Source organism: Streptomyces albus subsp. albus, assembly GCF_000725885.1.
GTDB lineage: Bacteria > Actinomycetota > Actinomycetes > Streptomycetales > Streptomycetaceae > Streptomyces > Streptomyces albus.
The window spans coordinates 289025-309060 of record NZ_JODR01000016.1; the positions used below are offsets into that span (position 1 = coordinate 289025).

Consider the following 20036-nt stretch of genomic DNA (forward strand, 5'->3'; position numbering starts at 1 on the left):
ACATGAGCGAGCAGGTGCACAACAGGCTGGCGGTCGTGCGGGCGGAACGGAAGGTCTCCCGCCAGGAGCTGGCCGCAGCGGTGGGCGCGCACTACCAGACGATCGGGTACATCGAGCGCGGGCAGTACAACCCGAGCCTCGACCTGGCCCTGCGCATCGCCGCCCACTTCCGGCTCCCGGTGGAGGCGCTGTTCTCCCTGGAGCCGTTCAGCCCGCTCACGGACGAGGTCTACGGCCCGTCCGGCCGCACACCGAACACGGGGAGGACGCCGCGATGAGCACGAGCACACCGGCCACGCGCTATGACAAGTGGCTGCTGAAGACCATGAACGACCAGCGCGTCAAGCGCTACCACGCCACCCGGGGAGCGCGGCGCCGCATCGTCGCCGCGCACATCGCGGTCACGGCGGCCGGACTGGCGGGCATGGTCGCCTCCTACCTGACGTCCTCGCCCTGGCCGCTGGTGGTGCTGCTCATCGCCCTGGTGGCCTGGATCCCGCTCACCGGCATGCTCAACTCCATGACGCGCGGCCTGCTGGAGCTGCGCTCCCACCTGCTGGACGAGCGGCAGCTCGCCGAGCGCGGCACGGCCCACGCGACGGCCCACCGCATCCTGTTCTGGCTGCTGACCGCCGAACTGCTGGGCTTCTGGGTGGCCGGCGTCGGCTACGTGCCCATGGCCGACCTCGCCGTACCGCTGGCCGCCAGCCTCCCGCTGCTGTGGGCCCTCCACCGGCTGCTGCCGCTGTGGATCGCCGCGCTGCGGGTGCGGGACGAGCCGGAGGACGACGAGTGGGACGAGGCCGCGACAGGGGCCCCGTCGGCCGCCTGACAGCTGCCCGTGTCCACCGGACGGCGTATCCCCGGCGGTCCCGGGTGCGCCGTTCGGGCGGACTCGCCCGCGCCGCGCCGCCCCTCCCGGGTGCTTGAGGGTGCCGGTGCTACGCAGGGGATATGCGATCTGATTGTCATATCTTCACTCGCAGGAGGCTGCTGTGTGCCGGCCTCGGCGTCGGGACCACGGCGCTGGCCGGCACCACCGTCGGTGTCCTCGCAACCCGCGACGACACCGGATCCAGCACCCGCGCCGCCTCCGCCGCGGGCGGCGGCCACCCCGCGGGCGGCACCGCCCACAACTCCCGCACCGCACACGGCGGAACCGCGCCCGAGGCCGCCCACCCGCCCGGCGCGGCCGACAGCTACCGGCTGCGCCCCCTCGCCGGCGAGACCTCCATGGGCCCGCCCACCGTCCGGCCCCCGGTCCGCACCCAGGCCGAGACGACCCTGCCGGGCACCCACGGCCGGCGCGTCCTCGCCCTCACCTTCGACGACGGGCCCCATCCCGAACACACGCCCGCCCTGCTGGAAGTGCTGCGCCGGCACGGCGTCCAGGCCACCTTCTTCGTCGTCGGCGAGAACGCCACCGCCTTCCCCGGACTGCTGCACGACATCGCCGCCGACGGCCACGTCATCGGCAACCACACCTTCAGCCACCGCCAGCTGACCCGGCTGCGCACCGCCGACATCGAAGCCGAACTCGGCCGCACCAGCGACCTCATCGACCGCGTCCTCGGCGTCCCGCCCGCCTGGTGCCGCGCCCCCTACGGCGACTGGCACGGCCCCTCGCTCGAAGTCTGCGCCCGGCTGGGCATGGAACCCATGGGCTGGTCCATCGACACCCGCGACTGGGCCCGCCCCGGCACCACCAGCATCGTCCGCGCCGTCACCGGCCAGGCCACCCCCGGCGCCATCGTCCTCCAGCACGACGGCGGCGGCCCCCGCGCCCAGACGGTCGCCGCGGTGGACCGCTACCTGCCCACCCTCCTCGCCCGGGGCTACACCTGCGTCCGCCCGCAGGTGTGAGACCCGCCGGACCGCGAGGCGGTCTCGCGGGTCACACCAGCCGGCGGGCCGTCGCCCAGCGGGTCAGTTCGTGCCGGTTGGACAGCTGGAGCTTGCGCAGCACCGCCGAGACGTGGGACTCGACCGTCTTGACGGAGATGAACAGCTGCTTGGCGACCTCCTTGTACGCGTAGCCGCGGGCGATCAGCCGCAGCACCTCGCGTTCGCGCTGGGTGAGGCGGTCCAGGTCCTCGTCCACGGGCGGGGCGTCGGTGGAGGCGAAGGCGTCCAGCACGAAGCCGGCCAGGCGGGGGGAGAAGACGGCGTCGCCGTCGGAGACGCGGAAGATCGCATCGACCAGGTCGTCACCGGTGATGGTCTTGGTGACGTAACCGCGCGCACCGCCGCGGATGACGCCGATGACGTCCTCGGCCGCGTCGGACACCGACAGCGCGAGGAACCGTACGGGGGTCTCGGGGTCGCCCATCAGGGAGGTGCAGCGGCGCAGCACCTCGACGCCGCCCCCGCCGGGCAGATGGACGTCGAGCAGGACGACATCGGGGCGGGTGGCCTCGATGACCGTCACCGCCTGGTCGACGTCACCGGCCTCGCCCACCACGTCCACGCCCGTCTCGTCGGTGCGGCCGATCTCCGCCTGCACGCCCGCGCGGAACATGCGGTGGTCGTCCACCAGGACGACCCGCACCCGGCGGCCCGCGTCCGCCCCCGTGCCCTGCTGCCGGTCCGCCGCACTCGTCTCGTCAGGTCCGTCCGTCACGACTCCGCCGCCCTCTCCATCTCCAGTTCGACCTCGGTCCCCTCACCCGGTGCGGTGCGCAGCCGCGCCGTGCCGCCGTTGCGCCGCATCCGGCCGATGATGGACTCGCGTACGCCCATCCTGTCCTCCGGGACGGAGTCCGGGTCGAAGCCCGGACCGCGGTCCCGCACGGAGATGAAGACCGTACGCCCCTCCACCTCGGCGAAGACCTGGACGGCGCCGCCCTCGCCACCGTACTTGGCGGCGTTGACCATCGCCTCACGCGCCGCCTGGAGCTGGGCGCCCAGCGCCTCGTCCAGGGGGCAGTCGCCGACGCAGACCACCTCGACGGGCACCCCGTGGTGATCCTCCACCTCGGCGGCCGTGGCCTTCACCGCCTCGGCGAGGGTCTGCGGCTCGCTCTCCTCCTCGGCCGCCGTCCGCCCGGCGGCGTCGGCCGGCTTGTAGAGCCAGGCGCGCAGCTCCCGCTCCTGCGCACGGGCCAGCCGGGCCACCTCGCGGGGCTTGTCCGCGTTGCGCTGGATGAGGGTGAGGGTGTGCAGTACGGAATCGTGGACGTGCGCCGCGACCTCGGCGCGCTCCTGCGCCCGGATGCGCATCAGCCGTTCCTCGGACAGGTCCTGCATCATCCGCACCAGGTAGGGGCCCGCCATCAGGGCGATGCCGACCAGTACGGCCAGTGCCGCCTGGAGGACGGAGCCCAGATGACTGACGGAGCCCTGCACGACGACGATGCCGGTGACGCCCGCGGCGACCAGCGCCACGCCCGCCGCGCTGCGCACCAGGGGCAGCAGCCGGGCACGGCGGCCGACCTCGACCCAGTGGGCGCGGCGGGAGTTGTCCGCCTGCCGCCACACCAGGGCCACACCGATGCCGATCAGCACAACGGGCCACAGATAGGTGTTGGCGGCGCCGAACTGGAGGTTGTCGGCCGTCACGAAGATCGCCACGATGAGCGCCAGCACCGCGAAGAGCTGGCCCTTGTCGGGCTTGCGCAGGATGCGGCGGCGCAGCCCGTCCGGCCCGGCCACCGCCTCGGTCAGCCCGGCGGTACCGGTGCGGTGCCCCGCGCCCACACCGCCGGTGCCCAGCGGTACGACGAACCAGAACGCCGCGTACAGCAGCACCCCCAGCCCGTTGGCGACGCTCAGCGCGATGAAGACGATCCGCACCCACGAGACGGGCAGCCCCAGATGTCCCGCGAGGCCGCGCGCCACGCCGCCCAGCATCCGGCCCTCGGCGCTGCGGTAGAGCTTGCGCAGGGGCGGCTCGTCGGCGGACGGCTCCGCGGACGCGTGGCCCTGCGGGGGCGCGTCCACGGGGGGCGGGGCGGGCGCTGTCATGCTCCGATCGTCACATGTCCCGGACGGGCGGACATCAGGGTCGAGCCCTGAGCCGCCCCCGAGCCGCCCCCGGGGAGCGGGCGCCGATCTCAGGGATCGCTCCGGGTAGGGCCCCGATGCCCGCCCGTACCGGGGGCGCGACCATAGGCGTATGAGCGAGGAGGAGCAGCGCGCTGCGGGGCACGCCGGGGCCGCGGGCGAGGGCACCGGGCAGGGTGCGGGGCCCGCGGCTGACGGGTCCGGCGGGACCGGCGGGAAGCCCGGGGCTCCTGGGACTTCGGGAGTTTCCGGGGCTTCCGGGGCTTCCGGGGCGCGCGAGGGCGCCGGCCAGGGCTCGGCCCAGGGGGCGGAGCCCTCCTGGGGCGCCCACAACCCGCCGCCGGGCGCCGCCAAGGGCCAGCCGCTGCGGCGCAGCCGTACCCACAAGATCGCGGGCGGCGTGTGCGGCGGCATGGGCCGCTACTTCGACCTCGATCCGGTGATCTTCCGGGTGCCGCTCGTCGTCCTGTCGGTGGTCGGCGGGCTGGGCCTCGTCTCCTACGGCTTCGCCTGGCTCCTCATCCCCGCCGAAGGGGAGAGCCAGAACGAGGGGCGGCGGCTGCTGTCCGGACGGGTCGAGGGCAGCTCCCTCTCGGCCGTCCTGTTCGCCCTGGTCGGCTGCGGGCTGTTCCTGGCCTCGCTGGGCAACCGCAGCGTGCCCTACTCCTTGCTGCTGATCGGCGCGGTGGCAGGCGCGGCGTACTGGTCGCAGCACCGGCGGCAGGCGGAGGCGGCCGGCGCCGAAGGGGCACAGGTCGATCCGGCGACGGCGCACGCTGTCGCCGACGCGCCCCCCGAGACGCAGGCCCCGCCCGTACCCGCGCCCGCCTCCTGGTGGCGGGAGCCGCTCACCAAGGACGGCGGCGGACACCGCCCCCTCGGCCCCTGGAGCCAGGCCGGCGCCGCCACCGGCTACCTGTGGGGCCCGCAGGACGCCTCCCCCCTGGCTGCGCCGTCCGGCACCCCGCAGGGGCCCGGCGGCACCACACCGGCGGCGCGACCGGGCGGCGCCGCGCCGGGCGGTCCGCCCGTACGCCCCGGCCAGGGCGGCTTCTCGCTGGGCGGCCTCACCTTCCTCGGCGCCGTGCTCGCCGGCGGCGCCGCCACCGCCGCCTTCTGGAGCACGCACCCCCTGGCCACCACCCTCACCGTCGGGCTCAGCTGCGCCCTCGCCGTCCTCGGACTCGGCCTGGCCGTCAGCGCGTTCGTCGGCCGTACAGGACCTGGCACCATCCTGTGCCTCGTCCTGACTGCGGTCCTGCTGGCCGGTGCGGCGGCGCTGCCCAAGGACATCAGCACCAACGTCCGCGACACCCGCTGGGTGCCGACCGGTGTCCAGGAGGTCGAACAACGCTACGCGCTGGGCACCGGCAGAGGCGAACTCGACCTGCGCGAGACGGGGCTGAAAGCAGGCCGCACCCTGCGCACCAGCGCCCGGGTCGGCGCCGGGGAACTGACGGTCGTCGTACCCGACGACGCGGCCGTGAAGGTCACCGCCGACGTCGGGATGGGGGAGACCCGGTTCCCCCGCGGACTGGACGGCGACGGCAACACCGTCTTCGACAGCTCCGGCGGCATCGGGGAGACCCGCAGCCTGACCCTGCGGCCCTTCGACGGCGCCGACGCCAAGGGCACCGTCGAACTGCGGCTGAGCGTCGGGGTCGGCCGCGTCGAGATCGTCCGCCGGCTCCCGTCGGGCGAGCGTTCCGACCGGCCCGAGCCCCCGGACGCCCCCGCCCCCGCGGCACCCACCGGAGCGCCCGGGGCCGGCGAATCCCGCGACAGCGACACCGAACAGGGGGCGCAGCGATGAGGCACCGCTTCGAACCGTCCCGGTTGCTGCTGGGCTGCGCCATGCTCGCCATGGCGGCCCTCTACCTGCTCGACGCGGCGGGCGAGGTGCACATCCCCTTCTGGGTGATGCTCGCCGTGCTGCCCGTGGCCCTGCTGCTCGCCGGCAGCGCGGCCCTGGTCACCTTCCTGGTACGGCGCGCACTGGGACGGCGCCGTGAGGCCCGCGGATGACCGGCCCGGCGGCGGGCGGGAACGCGGGCGGTGCGGGAGCCGCCGGCGGGGGCGGCGGGCTCCGCGGGGCCGACGGCGGCACAGCTAAGTGGCCGCCCGGTGCCGCCCCGCATGCGTGCGGCCTCCGTTCAAGTTGCGGGTGCTGCTTGGGCCGTGGACCCGGGTGCGGCCTTCGCTGAAGTTGCGGGTGCTGCTTGGGCCGTGGACCCGGGTGCGGCCTTCGCTGAAGTTGCGCGTGCTGCTTGGGCCGAGGGCCCGGATGCGGCCTTCGCTGAAGTCACCCACGCTTCCTGGCCCGAGGACCCGCGTGCTCCCTCACCGGAAGATCTGGTGCCCCTTGCGGCGGCGCCGCACCGCCAGCAGCGCGTCGAGCGACAGCATGGGCGCCCCCGCGAGCAGCAGCGGCAGCCAGGCCATCAGATACGGCAGATCGTTGCCGTAGTAGTACGGTTCGCTCGCCCAGCTGACCGTCAGCCACAGGCACAGCGACAGAAGCGCCCCGCCGGCCGCCGCCACCCGGCTCCACAGTCCGCACAGGGTGCCGAGCCCGACGGCGAGTTCACCCGCCGCGAGGGCCGTGCCGAACCCCTGCGGGCTGTGCTGCGCCAGTTCCACCAGCCACGGCGCGGCGGCCGAGTGGTGCGCGGCCTTCAGCGTCCCGGCGAACGACCCGGGCCCGTCACCGGTCAGGAATGCGGGATCCGTGAGCTTGTGCAGTCCCGCGTACGAGAACGTCACCCCGAGGAAGAGCCGCAACGGCAGCAGCGCGTACCGCGAGGCGAGCCCGCGCACTCCGACCGGCGCTCCGGCGACCGGGCCCGGAAACCCGTGCACGGCCCCTGTCGCCTCGTCACCGTTCCGCCCGGACACAGCCATCTCGCCGCTCCCGCCTTCCGCTGTCGCGTTCGATGTGCGGGGGCGATTCTTCTCATATGGTGCGCACGGCTGGCAAGTGCGCCCGGCACGTGAGGGCGCCGCGCGGAGGTGACTTGCCCGCGCGACGGTACCCCGGCGCGGCGCGTGGTGCCCGCGCACGGCGCGCGCCGCCGCCTCAAGGCGCGGTCGGCGGTTCCGCCGCGTACGCCTCGTGCAACAGCCGCAGAAAGCCGGGGGCGTCGGGCAGGGAGACGGTACCGACGCGGTGCACGGGTACCCCGGGCGTCCAGGAGTTCATCACCACGGCGCCCGACAGCGCGGGCAGATCGGCGAGCCGCACCTCGCGGTCCCGCTGGGGCACTCCCATGGCGTCCAGCCTGCGGCGCAGAATGCCCATCGTCGTACCGGCCAGCATGTCCGCGCGCGGCCACACCACCCCGGTGCCGTCCCAGAACGCGAGGTTCCAGATCGTCGCCTCGCTGAGCCGGCCGAGCGCGTCCACGAAGGCCGCGTCGTCGAAACCGTCGGCGACGGCCTGCCGCAGGAAGTACGTCTTGGCGACCTCCCCCACGTGCTTGACCGTCGGGAGGGTCCGCTCGTACGGGACGGCCGCCAGGGCGAGCGGGCCGGCGGGGCCCGACGCCGGGGGCCCTGTGCGCACCAGCAGATCCGGCGCCCCCGTCCGCTCCGCGGTGAACTCGCCCGCACGGGAGGAGACCGTCACCGTCACCGAGACGTCCGCCGGGCCCGCGGCCAGGGCCGCGCGGAGTGCCGACCGCACCTGTTCGTCCGGCAACGCCTCGCCGAACAGCCGTACCGACGCCGTCCGCAGCCGCTCCAGATGCAGATCCAGCCCCCGCAGCCGGCCCCCGCGCACCTGAGCGGCCGTGAAATGCGCGTACCCGGCGAACGCCAGCGGAGCCAACTCCTCAGCGCCCGCGACCCGGCCGTTGTGCTGCACCGTGAAGAACGACATGACCCACTCCCTGCTGTGCACCACGGCCACCGCCACCGGAACCGTGGAATGAGCACCGATGCGGGGACGTTAGGGCCTGCCACCGATGTGAAGGTCAACCGCGGCGGGAGAGGGCATGCTGATCGGGGAGTTGTCCCGGCGCACCGGCGTGAGCACGCGGCTGCTGCGCTACTACGAGGAACAGGGGCTGCTCACGCCCGGACGCGGCACCAACGGCTACCGCCACTACGGCGAGGACGCGGTGCTCACCGTCCAGCGGATCCGCGTCCTGCTGGGGGCCGGGCTCACCACCGAGGTGATCCGCACAGTACTGCCGTGCGTCCGCGGCACGGGGACCGGTTTCGAGTGGTGCACAGAAGTGCGCTCCGTGCTGGAGGGCGAACTGGCGAGTATGGACGCCCGCATCGACGCACTGCGCCGCAACCGCGACGCCGTCGCCGCCTACCTGGCGCAGCCCGCGGACGGCGCTTCGCGAAACGAGGCTCCGTAGGACGGCGCCCCGCGAGACCAGGCTCCGCAGGACGGGGAACGGCTGGGGCTCACTCCGCCACGTCGATCGGATAGCGGTTCGTCTCCACGCCCGCCGCCGTCACCACCTGGACCTCCACCCGGCCCGGCTCGACCTCCACCGGGACCGGCACCGTCAGCACCGTGTCCGCGGGGCTGGTGAAGCCGCCCGTCACCGGGATCAACGGCGCGTGCACATGGACGGTACCGATCCGCACCACCACGCGGGCCAGCCGGTCGGGGGCCTGCGCGCCCGCCGGCACGAAACCGGCGCCCCGGATCTCGATGTCGTCTCCCGTGCGGATCGGCGCGTGCAGGTCGCCCATCTCCCGGGCCCGTACCACCGACAGCACCACAGGCCGCCCGCCCTCCGCGTACTTGCCCGCCAGATACGTCGCCGCCGAGACGACCACCAGCAGCGCCAGCCCCCACGGCAGATCCGGCAACTGATCCGGCTGCCGGGCCAGCCGCACCGCTGCGAAGACCACCGCGACCGCGCTGATCACCACGTACTGCACGTCCGAGAAGGCGCCGCGGCCCGCGTCGTCCGTCAACAGGTCCGCCGCCCGCGGCCGGTCGGCACGCACTTTCTGCAACCGCCGCGCGTGCACCCGCACGGTCACCGTACGGCGCACCACGACGGCCACCGCGCACGTCAGCGCCAGCACCGTCACCACACCGGCGCCCCGCGCCAGATCCAGGCCCGCCAGCAGTGCACGGCGCTCGTCGGGGCCCGGCACGGCGGCCAGTTGCACGGCCAGTACGAGCACGGCGAACACCGACAGCAGCACCCACGCGGCGGCCACCGCGCGGGATGTCGACAACCGGTTGTCCTCCCCGATCACCGGCGCCAGCACCCCGCCGCGCCTCCGGTGCAGCCAGGCGGCGGCCGACAGCAGCACCGCCGAGACGGAACCCGCCACCAGGCCGGCCGTCCGCCCCACGGACCAGCCGGACCCCAGGGCGGTCAGCAACTCGACCAGCAGCAGAACGCCGACCGCAGCCCAGACGGCCGCCACGGTGCGCCGCCACAGATTCGTCACCCAGGCGTCGCCCTCCGCGCGTCCCCGCTCGGCGACCTCGCGGGCCGCCTGCGTCAGCTCGTCCGACACCCACTGCCGTGAGGCGCCCGCCGAGTGCGCCAGTCCCACCGGGACCCCGTCCCCCGCCGCCAGCGCGTCCCGCCGCCGCTCGAACGCGGCCAGAGCCACCCGGTACCCCTCCCGCACCCCGTGCGGACAGTTCTCGCACCGGCACACGGCGTCCCCACCGGAACGGTCCTCCCACGCGGAGTCCGCGCCCCGCCCGTGCCCCCCGATCACCCCGTGAGAGGCGGGGGAGCGGTGGTGCGGGACCGGCCGGTGGGGCGGAACCGGGGAGTCCGTGTGGTGGGCGTCGTCCGACGGGCGGGAGTGGTCAGACCGCTGGGACGGCGCCGACTGGCGGGAGGGGGCTGTCTGGTGGGCCGACGCCGACTGGTGGGACGGGGCTGCGGGACGGGACGGGCCCGCCGCGCGGGAGGGGCTCGTCCTGGGGGAGACGCCCGGCTCCTGGGACCGGCTCGCCCTGTGCGACGGGCTCGGCTCCTGGGCCGGACCCGGCTTCTGTGCGGAGGTCGCCTTCCGGGGAGGGGCCTGCTTGGGTGCGGAGCCCTTCGGGGCCGTGCCCTTCTGTGCCGGACCGGGCTGCTGGGTACTGGGCCGCTGCGGACCGGGCTGCTGGGGGGACGACGTGCGCTGTGCGGGCGGCGTCCTGTCGGTCTGGGGCGTCGTCCCGTCCGTCCGCGGCGCCCCGTGCGGAGGAGACGACGACGCAGACGGGGACGAGGGCGAGGACGGGGACGACGACGGGGAGGCCGGAGCGGCCGTCCGAGGTGACGGCTCTTGGGCGGACGCGGCGGACGCGGCAGACGCGGCGGCCGTGCGTCCGGTCGCACCGGCTTCCGGACGACGGAGGCGCCCGGACTGTGGCGGCTCCATCCGGCGGTGACCGGCGGTTGGCGTCTCCCGGGCGGTACGCGCACCGGGCACCCGCCCGGCAGCACCACTGCCGGCCCCCGCCCCGCTCGCACGGCCCGTACCGGGGCCGGTCCCGTCGCCCGCCTCCGGGCTGGTGTCCCGGCCGCTCTTCCGGCTGGTGCCCCCGCCGGCCGCCCCGCTTGTCCTTCCGCCTGTCTCTCCGCTCGGCCCCAGCCTCCCCTGGCCCCGGTTCGGTCGGCTGTCCTCCGGCCGACGGTCACCGTCGGGTACGCCGCCGGGGGTGCCGTCGTCCGTCCTGTGCTCGCCCCGCGGATCGGGGCCGGTGCCCTTGCCGTCGGCAGGGTGACCGTCCGCGGGGTGGCCGTCGGCATCGCGTGCGGCGCCGTCGGCTGGGGAAGCGCTGTCCGTGCGGGCGGCGCTCCGTGGCGCGGTGCCGTCCGGGCGGGGCGTGCCCTGCGTCCCGGAGGGCCCCTCCGGGACGGAGAGCGGGCTGTCGTCCCCGCGCGCACGCCGCGTGCCGCCGCGCGGGCCGTCCTCGTCGTCCGGGCCCTTCGGACCGTCCTGAGCCGTGTCCACGGCCACTGTGCCACCCCGCCTCTCAACTTGCGTTCGCTGGAAGGGGATTGTGCCCTACCTGTGCGGGCCCCCGGTGCGGGGTACGGCGTCGGCCGGACGATCCCGGTGGCCAGGGGAGGGCGGGCGCCGCAGTCTGTGCCCCTGTGAGTGAGCGGGGGAGGCCCACGGGGTTGACGCGGGCGGGCTCCCGAGGCGCAGGGCCGGGGTGGCCGCGCCGACCGGCGGGGCGCGGCCACCTACGGGGACGCTAGGCGCAGTGGCAGGGGGAGGCGGCGCGGTGACCGGAAGTGTCCGTCACTGTGCCGCGGGTGAACGGCCCTGCTCGGATGGGGAGCACCACCGACTGTGCCGCGCCATGGCCCGACCGGTACACAGTGGGTCTCGACGGGGAAGCCAGGGGTGTGCTAATGGTGCGAAAATCGCCCGGATACGCTCACCGGCATGGACGTACTCATCAATGTCTTCGTCGGCCTGCACATCATCGGTATCGGCGCTCTCTTGGGCGGCTTCTTCACGCAGATGAAGGCGATGGGCAAGGGTGAGGCCCGGATCGCCCCGGGCATGTTGCACGGGGCGCTGACCATGCTGGTGACCGGCGTCGCCATGATCGGCCTGCACCAGGCCGACGACAGCCCGGTGAACAACATCAAGATGGCGGTCAAGCTGGCCCTCCTCGTGGTGATCCTCGGCATCACCTATGTGAAGCGGGACGACGAGAAGGTGAGTACGCCGCTGTTCGGCGCCGTCGGACTGCTGACGATGATCAACATCTTCATCGCGGTGCTCTGGGTCTGAGCGCGGGCCCCGACAACGGGGTCGGAACAGACCGGGCCGGAACGTCGCACCCCGGCCCACCGGACGGGGTCTCCGGTGGGCCGGGGTGCGGTTTTCCACAGGGCGTGGGCGCTGTCGGCGCGGCGGCCTAGACTCGTACGACGATGAGCAGCCTCTTCGACGACAGCTTCCTGGCGGACCTCGACGGCATGAGCCCCGAGGGGGAAGCGCCCCCGCCGCCCGAGGACCCCGAGGACCCCGCCGAACACCAGGGCCCCGAGGAGGAGATCCCGGACGACCTCTTCCAGGGCACGTTCGCGGGTTCCGGCGCCGCCGGGCGTGACGCGTATCACCGCGACGGCGCCCCGCGCTCCGTCGTGGACCCCGCCGCCCTGCTGGAGGGGCTGAACGAGCAGCAGCGCGACGCCGTGCTGCACGCCGGCACCCCGCTGCTCATCGTCGCCGGTGCGGGCTCCGGCAAGACGCGGGTGCTCACCCACCGCATCGCCCACCTGCTGGGCGCCCGGAACGTCCACCCGGGCCAGGTCCTCGCCATCACCTTCACCAACAAGGCGGCGGGGGAGATGAAGGAGCGCGTCGCCGATCTGGTGGGGCCGCGCGCCCAGTCGATGTGGGTGTCCACGTTCCACAGCGCGTGCGTGCGCATCCTGCGCCGGGAGAGCAAGAAGCTGGGCTTCACCTCTTCGTTCTCGATCTACGACGCCGCGGACTCCAAGCGCCTGATGGCGCTGGTCTGCCGCGACCTCGATCTGGACCCCAAGCGGTTCCCGCCCAAGGCGTTCAGCGCGAAGGTCTCCAACCTCAAGAACGAGCTGATCGACGAGGAGGACTTCGCCGCGCAGGCGAGCGACGCCTTCGAGAAGACCCTCGCCGAGGCGTACACGATGTACCAGGCGCGGCTGCGCGAGGCCAACGCGCTGGACTTCGACGACCTGATCATGACGACGGTCCATCTGCTCCAGGCGTTCCCCGACGTGGCCGAGCACTACCGGCGCCGTTTCCGTCACGTCCTGGTGGACGAGTACCAGGACACCAACCACGCCCAGTACCAGCTGGTGCGGGAGCTGGTCGGCACCGGTCAGGAGCAGGCCGAACTGTGCGTCGTCGGTGACGCGGACCAGTCGATCTACGCCTTCCGCGGCGCCACCATCCGCAACATCCTCCAGTTCGAGGAGGACTACCCGAACGCGACGACGATCCTGCTGGAGCAGAACTACCGCTCCACGCAGACGATCCTCTCCGCCGCCAACGCGGTCATCGAGCGGAACGCCGACCGCCGTCCCAAGAACCTGTGGACCAAGGCCGGCTCCGGCCCGAAGATCACCGGCTATGTCGCCGACACCGAGCACGACGAGGCGCAGTTCGTCGCCGACGAGATCGACCGCCTCGGCGACGGGGACGGCGAGGGCGCCGAGGGGACGGGCGAGTCCCGGGTGCGGCCCGGTGACATCGCCGTCTTCTACCGCACCAACGCCCAGTCCCGCGTCTTCGAAGAGGTCTTCATCCGCGTCGGCCTGCCCTACAAGGTCGTCGGCGGGGTGCGCTTCTACGAGCGCCGCGAGGTCCGCGACATCCTGGCGTACCTGCGGGTGCTGGCCAACCCGGAGGACGCGGTGCCGCTGCGCCGCATCCTCAACGTGCCCAAGCGCGGCATCGGCGAGCGCGCCGAGGCCATGATCGAGGCGCTGGCCCTCCGCGAGAAGATCACCTTCCCGCAGGCGCTCGTGCGCGTGGACGAGGCGTACGGCATGGCGGCGCGCTCCGCCAACGCCGTCAAGCGGTTCAACGCGCTGATGGAGGAGCTGCGCACCGTCGTGGAGTCGGGTGCCGGCCCGGCCACGGTGCTGGAGGCGGTGCTGGAGCGTACGGGCTACCTGGCGCAGCTCCAGTCCTCCACCGACCCGCAGGACGAGACGCGCATCGAGAACCTCCAGGAGCTCGCCGCCGTCGCCTTGGAGTTCGAGCAGGAGCGCGGCGGGACGGAGGACGAGCCGGCGGGCACCCTCGCCGAGTTCCTGGAACAGGTCGCCCTTGTCGCCGACTCCGACCAGATCCCGGAGGAGGGCGACGACGACGGCGTGGTCACGCTGATGACCCTGCACACCGCCAAGGGCCTCGAATTCCCCGTCGTCTTCCTGACCGGCATGGAGGACGGCGTCTTCCCGCACATGCGGGCCCTCGGCCAGACCAAGGAGCTGGAGGAGGAGCGCCGGCTCGCCTACGTGGGCATCACCCGCGCCCAGGAGCGGCTGTATCTGACGCGTGCGTCGATGCGCAGCGCCTGGGGCCAGCCGTCCTACAACCCGCCCTCCCGGTTCCTGGAGGAGATCCCGGCCGAGTACCTCGACTGGAAGCGGACGGGCAGCGGCGGCCCCGCCGGGGTGCCGTCCGGGGTCGCCGCCTCGCTCTCCTCGTCGGCCGGCGCCGCCGCCCGGCGCGGCGGGCCGTCCGGTTTCGCGACGCGGCGCACCACGGACCGTCCGGTGGTCTCCCTCCAGGTCGGCGACCGCGTCACGCACGACAGCTTCGGGCTGGGCACGGTGCAGGCCGTCAAGGGCAGCGGGGACAACGCCGAGGCGACCATCGACTTCGGCGGCGACAAGCCCAAGCGGCTGCTGCTGCGCTACGCGCCGGTCGAGAAGCTCTGACACGTGGTGCGTGCCGGGCCCCCGCCCTCGGTGGGCGGGGGCCCGGCACGGCATCCGGCATGAAGGGGCCCGCCATGTGCCGGGCGGCCCGGCGTCAGCTGATGTTGAGGCCCTTGCTCTGGAGCCACGGGATCGGGTCCACCGCCGAGCCGCCGCCCGGCCGGACCTCGAAGTGCAGATGCGGGCCCGTGGAGTTGCCGGAGCTGCCGGAGTAGGCGATGACGTCGCCGGCCTTGACCGAACCCGAGCGGATCTTGTTGCTGCTCAGGTGGCAGTACCAGGTCTGCGTGCCGTCCTTCGCGGTCACGATGGCCATGTTGCCGTACGAGACGTCGTACTTCGTGGTGACCGTGCCGTCCGTGGCCGCCGACACCGGGGTGCCGTAGCTGACGGGGAAGTCGATACCCGTGTGCACCGACATCCAGTTGACACCGGCCTGGCCGTACCGGGCGCTGAGCGTGTGGTCCTTGACCGGCAGCACGAACTTGGGGCGCATCGCCTCCTTGCGCGCCGCCTCCCGCGCCTTGCGCTCCTTCTCGGCCTGCTGGCGCTCCTTGAGGTCGATGCGCTCCTGGGTGCGGCTGGCCCGGTCGGCGAAGTCGTCCGCGTCGGCGGACAGGCTCGCCAACTGGGTGTCCAGTTTGCTGTTGGCGTTCGACGGTTTCACCGGGGCCGCATCCGGTGCCGCGACCGTGGTGGTGTTGCTGTCCTTCGAGCTGTCGTCGCTGCTCAGCACGTTGGCCGCCGCCGCACCCGCGACACCCATCACGGCGACCGACGGGACCGCGACGGTCATCAGCGCCCGGCGGCGGGAACGCGGCTTGGGGGAGCGACGGCGTCCACGCGCGTGCGGGCCGCCGACGGCGCCGACGGTGACGGGGCCGTCCGCGTCGAGCGAGTCCGAGCCGTACGCGTCCGGCGCGGCGTCTTCAGCGTTCTCGGGGTTCCCGGAGTTCCGGGCGTTCGGGGTGTTCTGGGCGTCCCCGGTGGTCTCGGGGCCGTACCCCTGGCCGTGGAGGTCGTCCTCCTGGGACAGGGCCGAGAAATCCCACTGTGCCGTGGTCTCCTCGGCGAACTCCCGCCGCCTCTCGTACTCCTGGTCGTGGGCGGGGGCTTCGCCCTGCACCGGGCCTGCGGGGTCGAAGCCGCCGAAGTCCTGGGTGCCGAAGTCCTGGGTTCCGGGCTGGGCCGCGTAGCCGCCGGGCTGCTCGTACCCGTTGTATCCGGCCTGCTCATAGGCGGCGTAGCCCTCGTAGCCCTCCTGGGCCTGGTGCGCGCCGGGAAGGTGGGGGGACGCCTGGGCTGTGTGAGCCGCGTGGTCCGCGTGGGTGTCCTGGTGCTCGTAACCGTAGGCGGCGCCGACGCCCTGGCCCCCGTTCTCCCACGACGCGGTGTCCCAGCCGGCGGTGCTCCACTCCTGGGTGGCGGCCGTGTCCCAGCCGCCGTTGCCCCAGGAAGAGCTGTCCCAGGCGGCGGACTCCTGCATGCCTTCGGCGACACCGAAGGTCCACTGGGCGGTGCCGTCGTCGGCGGCCGAGTAGCCGAAATCGGCCTGTCCGGGCTGCTGCTGGGCCGGAATGTTCTGGGCGGTGGCCTGCTGTGCGTAGTCGGCGGTGTCCCAGGTGGCCGTGGCCTCCCAGGCGGCCGTGGCCGGGTAACCGCCGGTGTCGGTCCCGGGCAGGCTGCCGTAGAGGGGGTCCGTGTTGCCGTGGGCGGCGTACGTGCCGTCCGGGGTGCCGTAGGCGTCGGCGGGGTACTCGCCGGGTGCGGCGGGGGAGTATGCCTCCTCGCCGTACGCGCCGTACGCCGGCTGCCCGTAGCCCCCGCCGTAGGCGGCGTAGGCGTCGGGCGAGAAGCCGGAACCGGAGTCGTCGGGACTCGGGACTCCCGACGGATGACGGTCGTTCACCACCAACTTCTCTTTCGCCTCGGCGACAGGGGCGGAGCAGTGCGGCGACTGTACCCGGCGGTATGCGACGGCGACAATCTACGGGAGGTTTTAGCCGTTGCGGAAAAGGGCAATCGGCCGCCTTTCGGCGGACTACGGGCAGGTGACAGCAGCCGAGTTCGATGGATGTTCGAAAAGATGAACGTTTCAGACGACACCGCTTCCCCGCTGTCACCCCCAGCCCCGGTACCGCTCAACTCCTCGTGCATGACGGGGGAAAGCGCTCATCGCGCCAGCAGCCGCACATGCCCGGCATCGCGGCACAGGAAGCGGAAAGAGCCGCAGGTCGGATGGCCGTCCTGGCGAAAAGCCGGACGGAAGCGCCCGCCATGGGAAAGGCATGCGGAAAACGGAATCCGGAAACGGTGAACGGCGGGCAGCCGGCGCGACCGGCCGGAAGGCCGACGGCGAGGCGCCCGGACCCCGTTCCGTCAACCCTCGCCGCGCCGGTCGGACGGGGCGCATCGGATGCGCGGAGAGGAGTGCGGTACGGCCGGCTGCCGGTGCCCGCCACGGCGCGAGGTGCGGGGCGGGGGAGCGGGGGTGTGGGAACGGGGGCGCGTCGCAGCCGCACACACCACGTGACCCGGCGGGTTCCGCGTGTGATTTCCCCCTCCCTTCGCCGCGCGGGACGGGACGGGTGCGGGATGCTGGGGATAACGTGCGTTCACATCCCCCAGGCCCGGCACCAGAACCGAACCGGCCGGGAGGTCGTCACGAGGAGGCACTGATGGTTGTGTCCGGTCCGATCCGCGTGGTCGTCGCCAAACCCGGCCTCGACGGCCATGACCGCGGCGCCAAGGTCATCGCCCGCGCCCTGCGCGACGCCGGTATGGAGGTCATCTACACCGGGCTCCACCAGACCCCGGAACAGATCGTGGACACCGCCATCCAGGAGGACGCGGACGCCATCGGCCTGTCCATCCTCTCGGGCGCCCACAACACCCTCTTCGCCCGCGTACTGGAGCTGCTGCGCGAGCGCGACGCCGCCGACATCAAGGTCTTCGGCGGCGGCATCATCCCCGACGAGGACATCCCGCCGCTCAAGGAGCAGGGTGTCGCCGAGATCTTCACCCCCGGCGCCACCACCGGCGAAGTCGTCGACTGGATCCGCACCCACGTGGGCCCCGTCGCCGCCTGACCCCTTCCGCGGGGCGCGCACCGGTCATGCGGGGTGCGCTGTGGTTGCGTTCCGGGGGGATGGGCTCCGCGTGGCGTTGGCCGTGGTCGGTCTTCCGATGCGTTGCGGGGGGCGGGCCCGCCCCGTGTTTTCAGCGGTCGGTTCCTGCTGCGTTTCGCGGGCGGGTCCGCGTCACGTTCCAGGTGGGGAGCCACGGGCTTGTACGGGGCGCTGAGGGCACGTTCCGGGGTGGGGCCGCGCCGCGGTCGCCTCGGTCGGATCCCGTCATCTCCCGCTGGGCGGGTCCCCGTCGCGCTCCCGGCGTGCGCGGTGCGCGACGGTCACGTCCGGGGGCCGGTCAGCGTCGTGCTCACGGGCGGCCGGGGTCCGTCCCGTTCCTCTCCGGCCGGTCCGTGACCGTTGCCGCAGTCGGTGTTGTCACGCTCCGCGCAGTCGGTGTTGTCACGCTCCGCGCGGTCGGTTCATGTCATGTTCCGCGCGGTCGGTCCGCGTCATGTTCCGCGCGGTCGGTTCCATCCCCTTCCGCTTGGCTGCTTCCGTCGTGCTCCCGCAGCTCGGCGAGCATTGCCGACCGCAGTCGCAATGTGGCCACCAGCCGCTGGAACGACTCCGCCCAGTACGCTCCCGCGCCCGGCGACTCGCCCTCGCGCTCGCCGGGCACGGCGGCCAGCGGCGCCAGCCGCTCCGCGTCCGAAGGGTCCAGACACCGCTCCGCCAGGCCCATCACCCCGCTGAAACTCCACGGGTAACTCCCCGCCTCCCGGGCGATCTCCAGCGCGTCCACCACCGCACGCCCCAACGGCACCGGCCACGGCACCCCGCACACCCCCAGAATGCGGAACGCCTCCGACAGACCGTGCGCCGCGATGAACCGCGCCGCCCACGCGCCCCGTTCCTCCTCGGGCAGTACCGACAACAGCTTCGCCGGATCGCCGGGTCCCTGTGCGAACGGCTCGGTGGGCTCGCCTATCAACGCCCGCGCCCACTCCGCGTTCCCCTGCCGGACGGCAGCCCCGCACCACGCCGCGTGCAGGTCGTCCCGCCAGCCGTCGGCCACCGGCAGTGCGACGATCCGCTCCGGAGACAGCCCGCCCAGCCGCTCCTGCCACACGCCCAGCGGCGTCGCCTCCACGATCTGGCTCAGCCACCAGGCCCGCTCCCCGCGACCCGTGGGCGGCTTGGCCATGACACCGTCACGCTGCATGTCGGCGTCGCACTCGTGCGGTGCCTCCACCACGATGCCCGTGCCGCCCACCCGGTCCAGCGCCACACAACTGCGGGCCCGCTCGGCCATCCTGGCCGCCAGCGCCGAATCCGGCAGCGTCGCCAGCAGCTCCGCCGCCGTCGCCCGCACCGTACGGCTGCGGTCGGACAGCGCACGTTCGAGGAAGGGCTCGTCCGCAGGACCCAGCCCCTGACGCAGCGCGTCGAGGAACATCAGCCTGTCCTCCGCCCGCTCCGTCCGCCACGTCGAGGCCAGCAGCCGCAGCCCCGCCGCCGGGTCCCGCCGCCGCACGGCCGACAGCAGCGCCATCCGCTCGGCGAACAGGCCCTCCTGCCACAGCTTGTCGACCGCCTCCGGCTCCTCGTCCGGCAACTGCTGCCGCACCCCGTCGCGCAGGGCGAACTTCCAGTCCGGGTTGTACCGCGCCAGCCACAACGCCCGGGGCCCGGCGAACGCCAGCGTCTCCGCCCGCAGATCCGTGCGGGCCCGCGCCGCGTCCAACAGGGCGGGCAGCAGGGCCGCCGGAGCACGGTAGCCCTGCGCGTTCGCCTCCGCCAGCCACTGCGGCAGCAACTCCCCCAGGTCGGGGCCCGCCGTACGCCGCCCCGCCGAGCCGGTCTGGCCGGCGCCTCCCGCACGGTCGGCCAGCAGTGCGGCCAGCCGCCGTTCGGCCGCCGCCGGCAGCGGCGTCCTGGTGTCCTCCGGCGCGGGCACCGGGCGCCGGCCGGGGACCGCGGGGCGTGCTCCCGCCCGGCGGCGCACCGTCTCGGCCGCCGCCTTGTCCAGCAACGCCCGCACGCTGCCGCCCGGCGGTCGCCGCCGTTCGGCTCCCAGCAGCGCGGCGGCGACCAGTTCCCCCCACTCCTCGCCGGAACCCCCTGATATCCGCCGCCCGCCTGCACCGTCCGGCCCATCGCCCTGGCGGACCGGTCCGCCTGCCGCGCGGACCGGCCCGCCTGCCGCGCGGACCGGCCCGCCTGCCGCGCTGTGCGTGTCGCCCACCGCGCGGTGTCGCTCGTCCGGTGTGCCGTGCGGAGCATCCGATGCGCTTACCGGTCCCGTCGCCGCGCCGCCGTGTGGACCTTTCGCCGCGCCGTGCAGGACGGCCGGTGCGTCTTCCGGTCCGTTGGCCGCTCCGTACGGGGCGCTCGGTGTGCCCGGTGCGCTTTCCGGCTCGTGGGCCGGCGCCGTCCCGTTCCCTGCCGCGTTCGTCATGCGTGTCCCCCGCCTCGCCCCTGCCGTCTCCGTCCCGTCCACCGCGTCCCGCAGCGCCTCACCCGGCACGCTTCGTGTCGCCTCGGCCGGTGCGGCCCGCCGACCGCCGGCCGGCGGCATGTC

General features: G+C 73.8%; 17 protein-coding genes. 10 read left to right on the top strand and 7 right to left on the bottom strand.

The genetic code is table 11. The features are described from left to right. Positions 1–2 precede the first annotated feature (2 nt). The 3 genes from IO40_RS0119560 to IO40_RS0119570 all read left to right on the top strand — a co-directional run bounded on the left by IO40_RS0119560 (position 3) and on the right by IO40_RS0119570 (position 1863). The gene (locus IO40_RS0119560) at positions 3–278 is read left to right on the top strand and encodes a helix-turn-helix transcriptional regulator (protein ID WP_016473348.1); all 276 of its coding nucleotides are present in this window, start codon (positions 3–5) and stop codon (positions 276–278) included. Next, complete coding sequence (locus tag IO40_RS0119565) at positions 275–832, top strand: hypothetical protein (RefSeq protein WP_016473347.1); 558 nt, start codon at positions 275–277, stop codon at positions 830–832. Before IO40_RS0119560 ends, IO40_RS0119565 begins: the two co-directional genes overlap by 4 nt. 122 nt (positions 833–954) lie before the next feature. After that, on the top strand, positions 955–1863 hold the full coding sequence (locus IO40_RS0119570; protein WP_016473346.1) for a polysaccharide deacetylase family protein: 909 nt from the start codon (positions 955–957) through the stop codon (positions 1861–1863). A 31-nt stretch (positions 1864–1894) separates the two neighbouring features. Here the strand turns inward: IO40_RS0119570 and IO40_RS0119575 are convergent, their stop codons facing one another. Together IO40_RS0119575 and IO40_RS0119580 are read right to left on the bottom strand one after the other, a co-directional pair. Beyond that, complete coding sequence (locus IO40_RS0119575; RefSeq protein WP_016473345.1) at positions 1895–2620, bottom strand: LuxR C-terminal-related transcriptional regulator; 726 nt, start codon at positions 2618–2620, stop codon at positions 1895–1897. Continuing rightward, positions 2617–3963: an ATP-binding protein gene (locus IO40_RS0119580; RefSeq protein ID WP_031175821.1), complete on the bottom strand. Its 1347-nt coding sequence runs from the start codon at positions 3961–3963 to the stop codon at positions 2617–2619. Before IO40_RS0119580 ends, IO40_RS0119575 begins: the two co-directional genes overlap by 4 nt. A gap of 151 nt (positions 3964–4114) precedes the next feature. On the opposite strand from IO40_RS0119580, the gene IO40_RS0119585 reads away from it, so the two are divergent. Both IO40_RS0119585 and IO40_RS0119590 read left to right on the top strand, forming a co-directional pair. Continuing rightward, entirely contained in the window at positions 4115–5815 is a 1701-nt protein-coding gene (locus IO40_RS0119585; RefSeq protein WP_031175822.1) for a PspC domain-containing protein, read from the top strand. Continuing rightward, a complete protein-coding gene (locus tag IO40_RS0119590; protein ID WP_016473342.1) occupies positions 5812–6027 on the top strand; it encodes a hypothetical protein in 216 nt (71 codons plus the stop codon). The genes IO40_RS0119585 and IO40_RS0119590 overlap by 4 nt, the downstream gene beginning before the upstream one ends. 315 nt (positions 6028–6342) lie before the next feature. Here the strand turns inward: IO40_RS0119590 and IO40_RS0119595 are convergent, their stop codons facing one another. After that, positions 6343–6903, bottom strand: coding sequence for a DoxX family protein (locus IO40_RS0119595; RefSeq protein WP_234324719.1), 561 nt, complete (start codon positions 6901–6903; stop codon positions 6343–6345). Between the two features lie 175 nt (positions 6904–7078). Beyond that, entirely contained in the window at positions 7079–7879 is an 801-nt protein-coding gene (locus IO40_RS0119600; protein ID WP_031175823.1) for an aminotransferase class IV family protein, read from the bottom strand. A gap of 115 nt (positions 7880–7994) precedes the next feature. Between IO40_RS0119600 and IO40_RS0119605 the strand changes: the two genes are divergently transcribed. Beyond that, on the top strand, positions 7995–8369 hold the full coding sequence (locus IO40_RS0119605) for a MerR family transcriptional regulator (protein WP_016473339.1): 375 nt from the start codon (positions 7995–7997) through the stop codon (positions 8367–8369). A gap of 49 nt (positions 8370–8418) precedes the next feature. Here the strand turns inward: IO40_RS0119605 and IO40_RS0119610 are convergent, their stop codons facing one another. Next, positions 8419–9705, bottom strand: coding sequence for a hypothetical protein (locus IO40_RS0119610; RefSeq protein ID WP_374117501.1), 1287 nt, complete (start codon positions 9703–9705; stop codon positions 8419–8421). 64 nt (positions 9706–9769) lie between these two features. Between IO40_RS0119610 and IO40_RS0119615 the strand changes: the two genes are divergently transcribed. From IO40_RS0119615 to pcrA, 3 genes are all read left to right on the top strand, one after another. Further along, positions 9770–10375, top strand: coding sequence for a hypothetical protein (locus IO40_RS0119615; RefSeq protein ID WP_031175824.1), 606 nt, complete (start codon positions 9770–9772; stop codon positions 10373–10375). 1007 nt (positions 10376–11382) lie between these two features. After that, positions 11383–11736, top strand: coding sequence for a hypothetical protein (locus tag IO40_RS0119620; protein ID WP_016473336.1), 354 nt, complete (start codon positions 11383–11385; stop codon positions 11734–11736). 143 nt (positions 11737–11879) lie between these two features. Continuing rightward, positions 11880–14384: a DNA helicase PcrA gene (pcrA, locus tag IO40_RS0119625; protein ID WP_031175825.1), complete on the top strand. Its 2505-nt coding sequence runs from the start codon at positions 11880–11882 to the stop codon at positions 14382–14384. A gap of 94 nt (positions 14385–14478) precedes the next feature. Here the strand turns inward: pcrA and IO40_RS0119630 are convergent, their stop codons facing one another. Continuing rightward, on the bottom strand, positions 14479–16296 hold the full coding sequence (locus tag IO40_RS0119630) for a M23 family metallopeptidase (RefSeq protein ID WP_051719329.1): 1818 nt from the start codon (positions 16294–16296) through the stop codon (positions 14479–14481). Positions 16297–17062: 766 nt separating this feature from the next. On the opposite strand from IO40_RS0119630, the gene icmB reads away from it, so the two are divergent. Beyond that, on the top strand, positions 17063–17473 hold the full coding sequence (icmB, locus tag IO40_RS0119635) for a coenzyme B12-dependent isobutyryl CoA mutase small subunit (RefSeq protein WP_016473333.1): 411 nt from the start codon (positions 17063–17065) through the stop codon (positions 17471–17473). Positions 17474–17939: 466 nt separating this feature from the next. Here the strand turns inward: icmB and IO40_RS0119640 are convergent, their stop codons facing one another. Next, positions 17940–20033, bottom strand: a complete 2094-nt coding sequence (locus IO40_RS0119640; RefSeq protein ID WP_031175827.1) for a DUF5691 domain-containing protein — start codon at positions 20031–20033, stop codon at positions 17940–17942. Between the last annotated feature and the right edge of the window lie 3 nt (positions 20034–20036).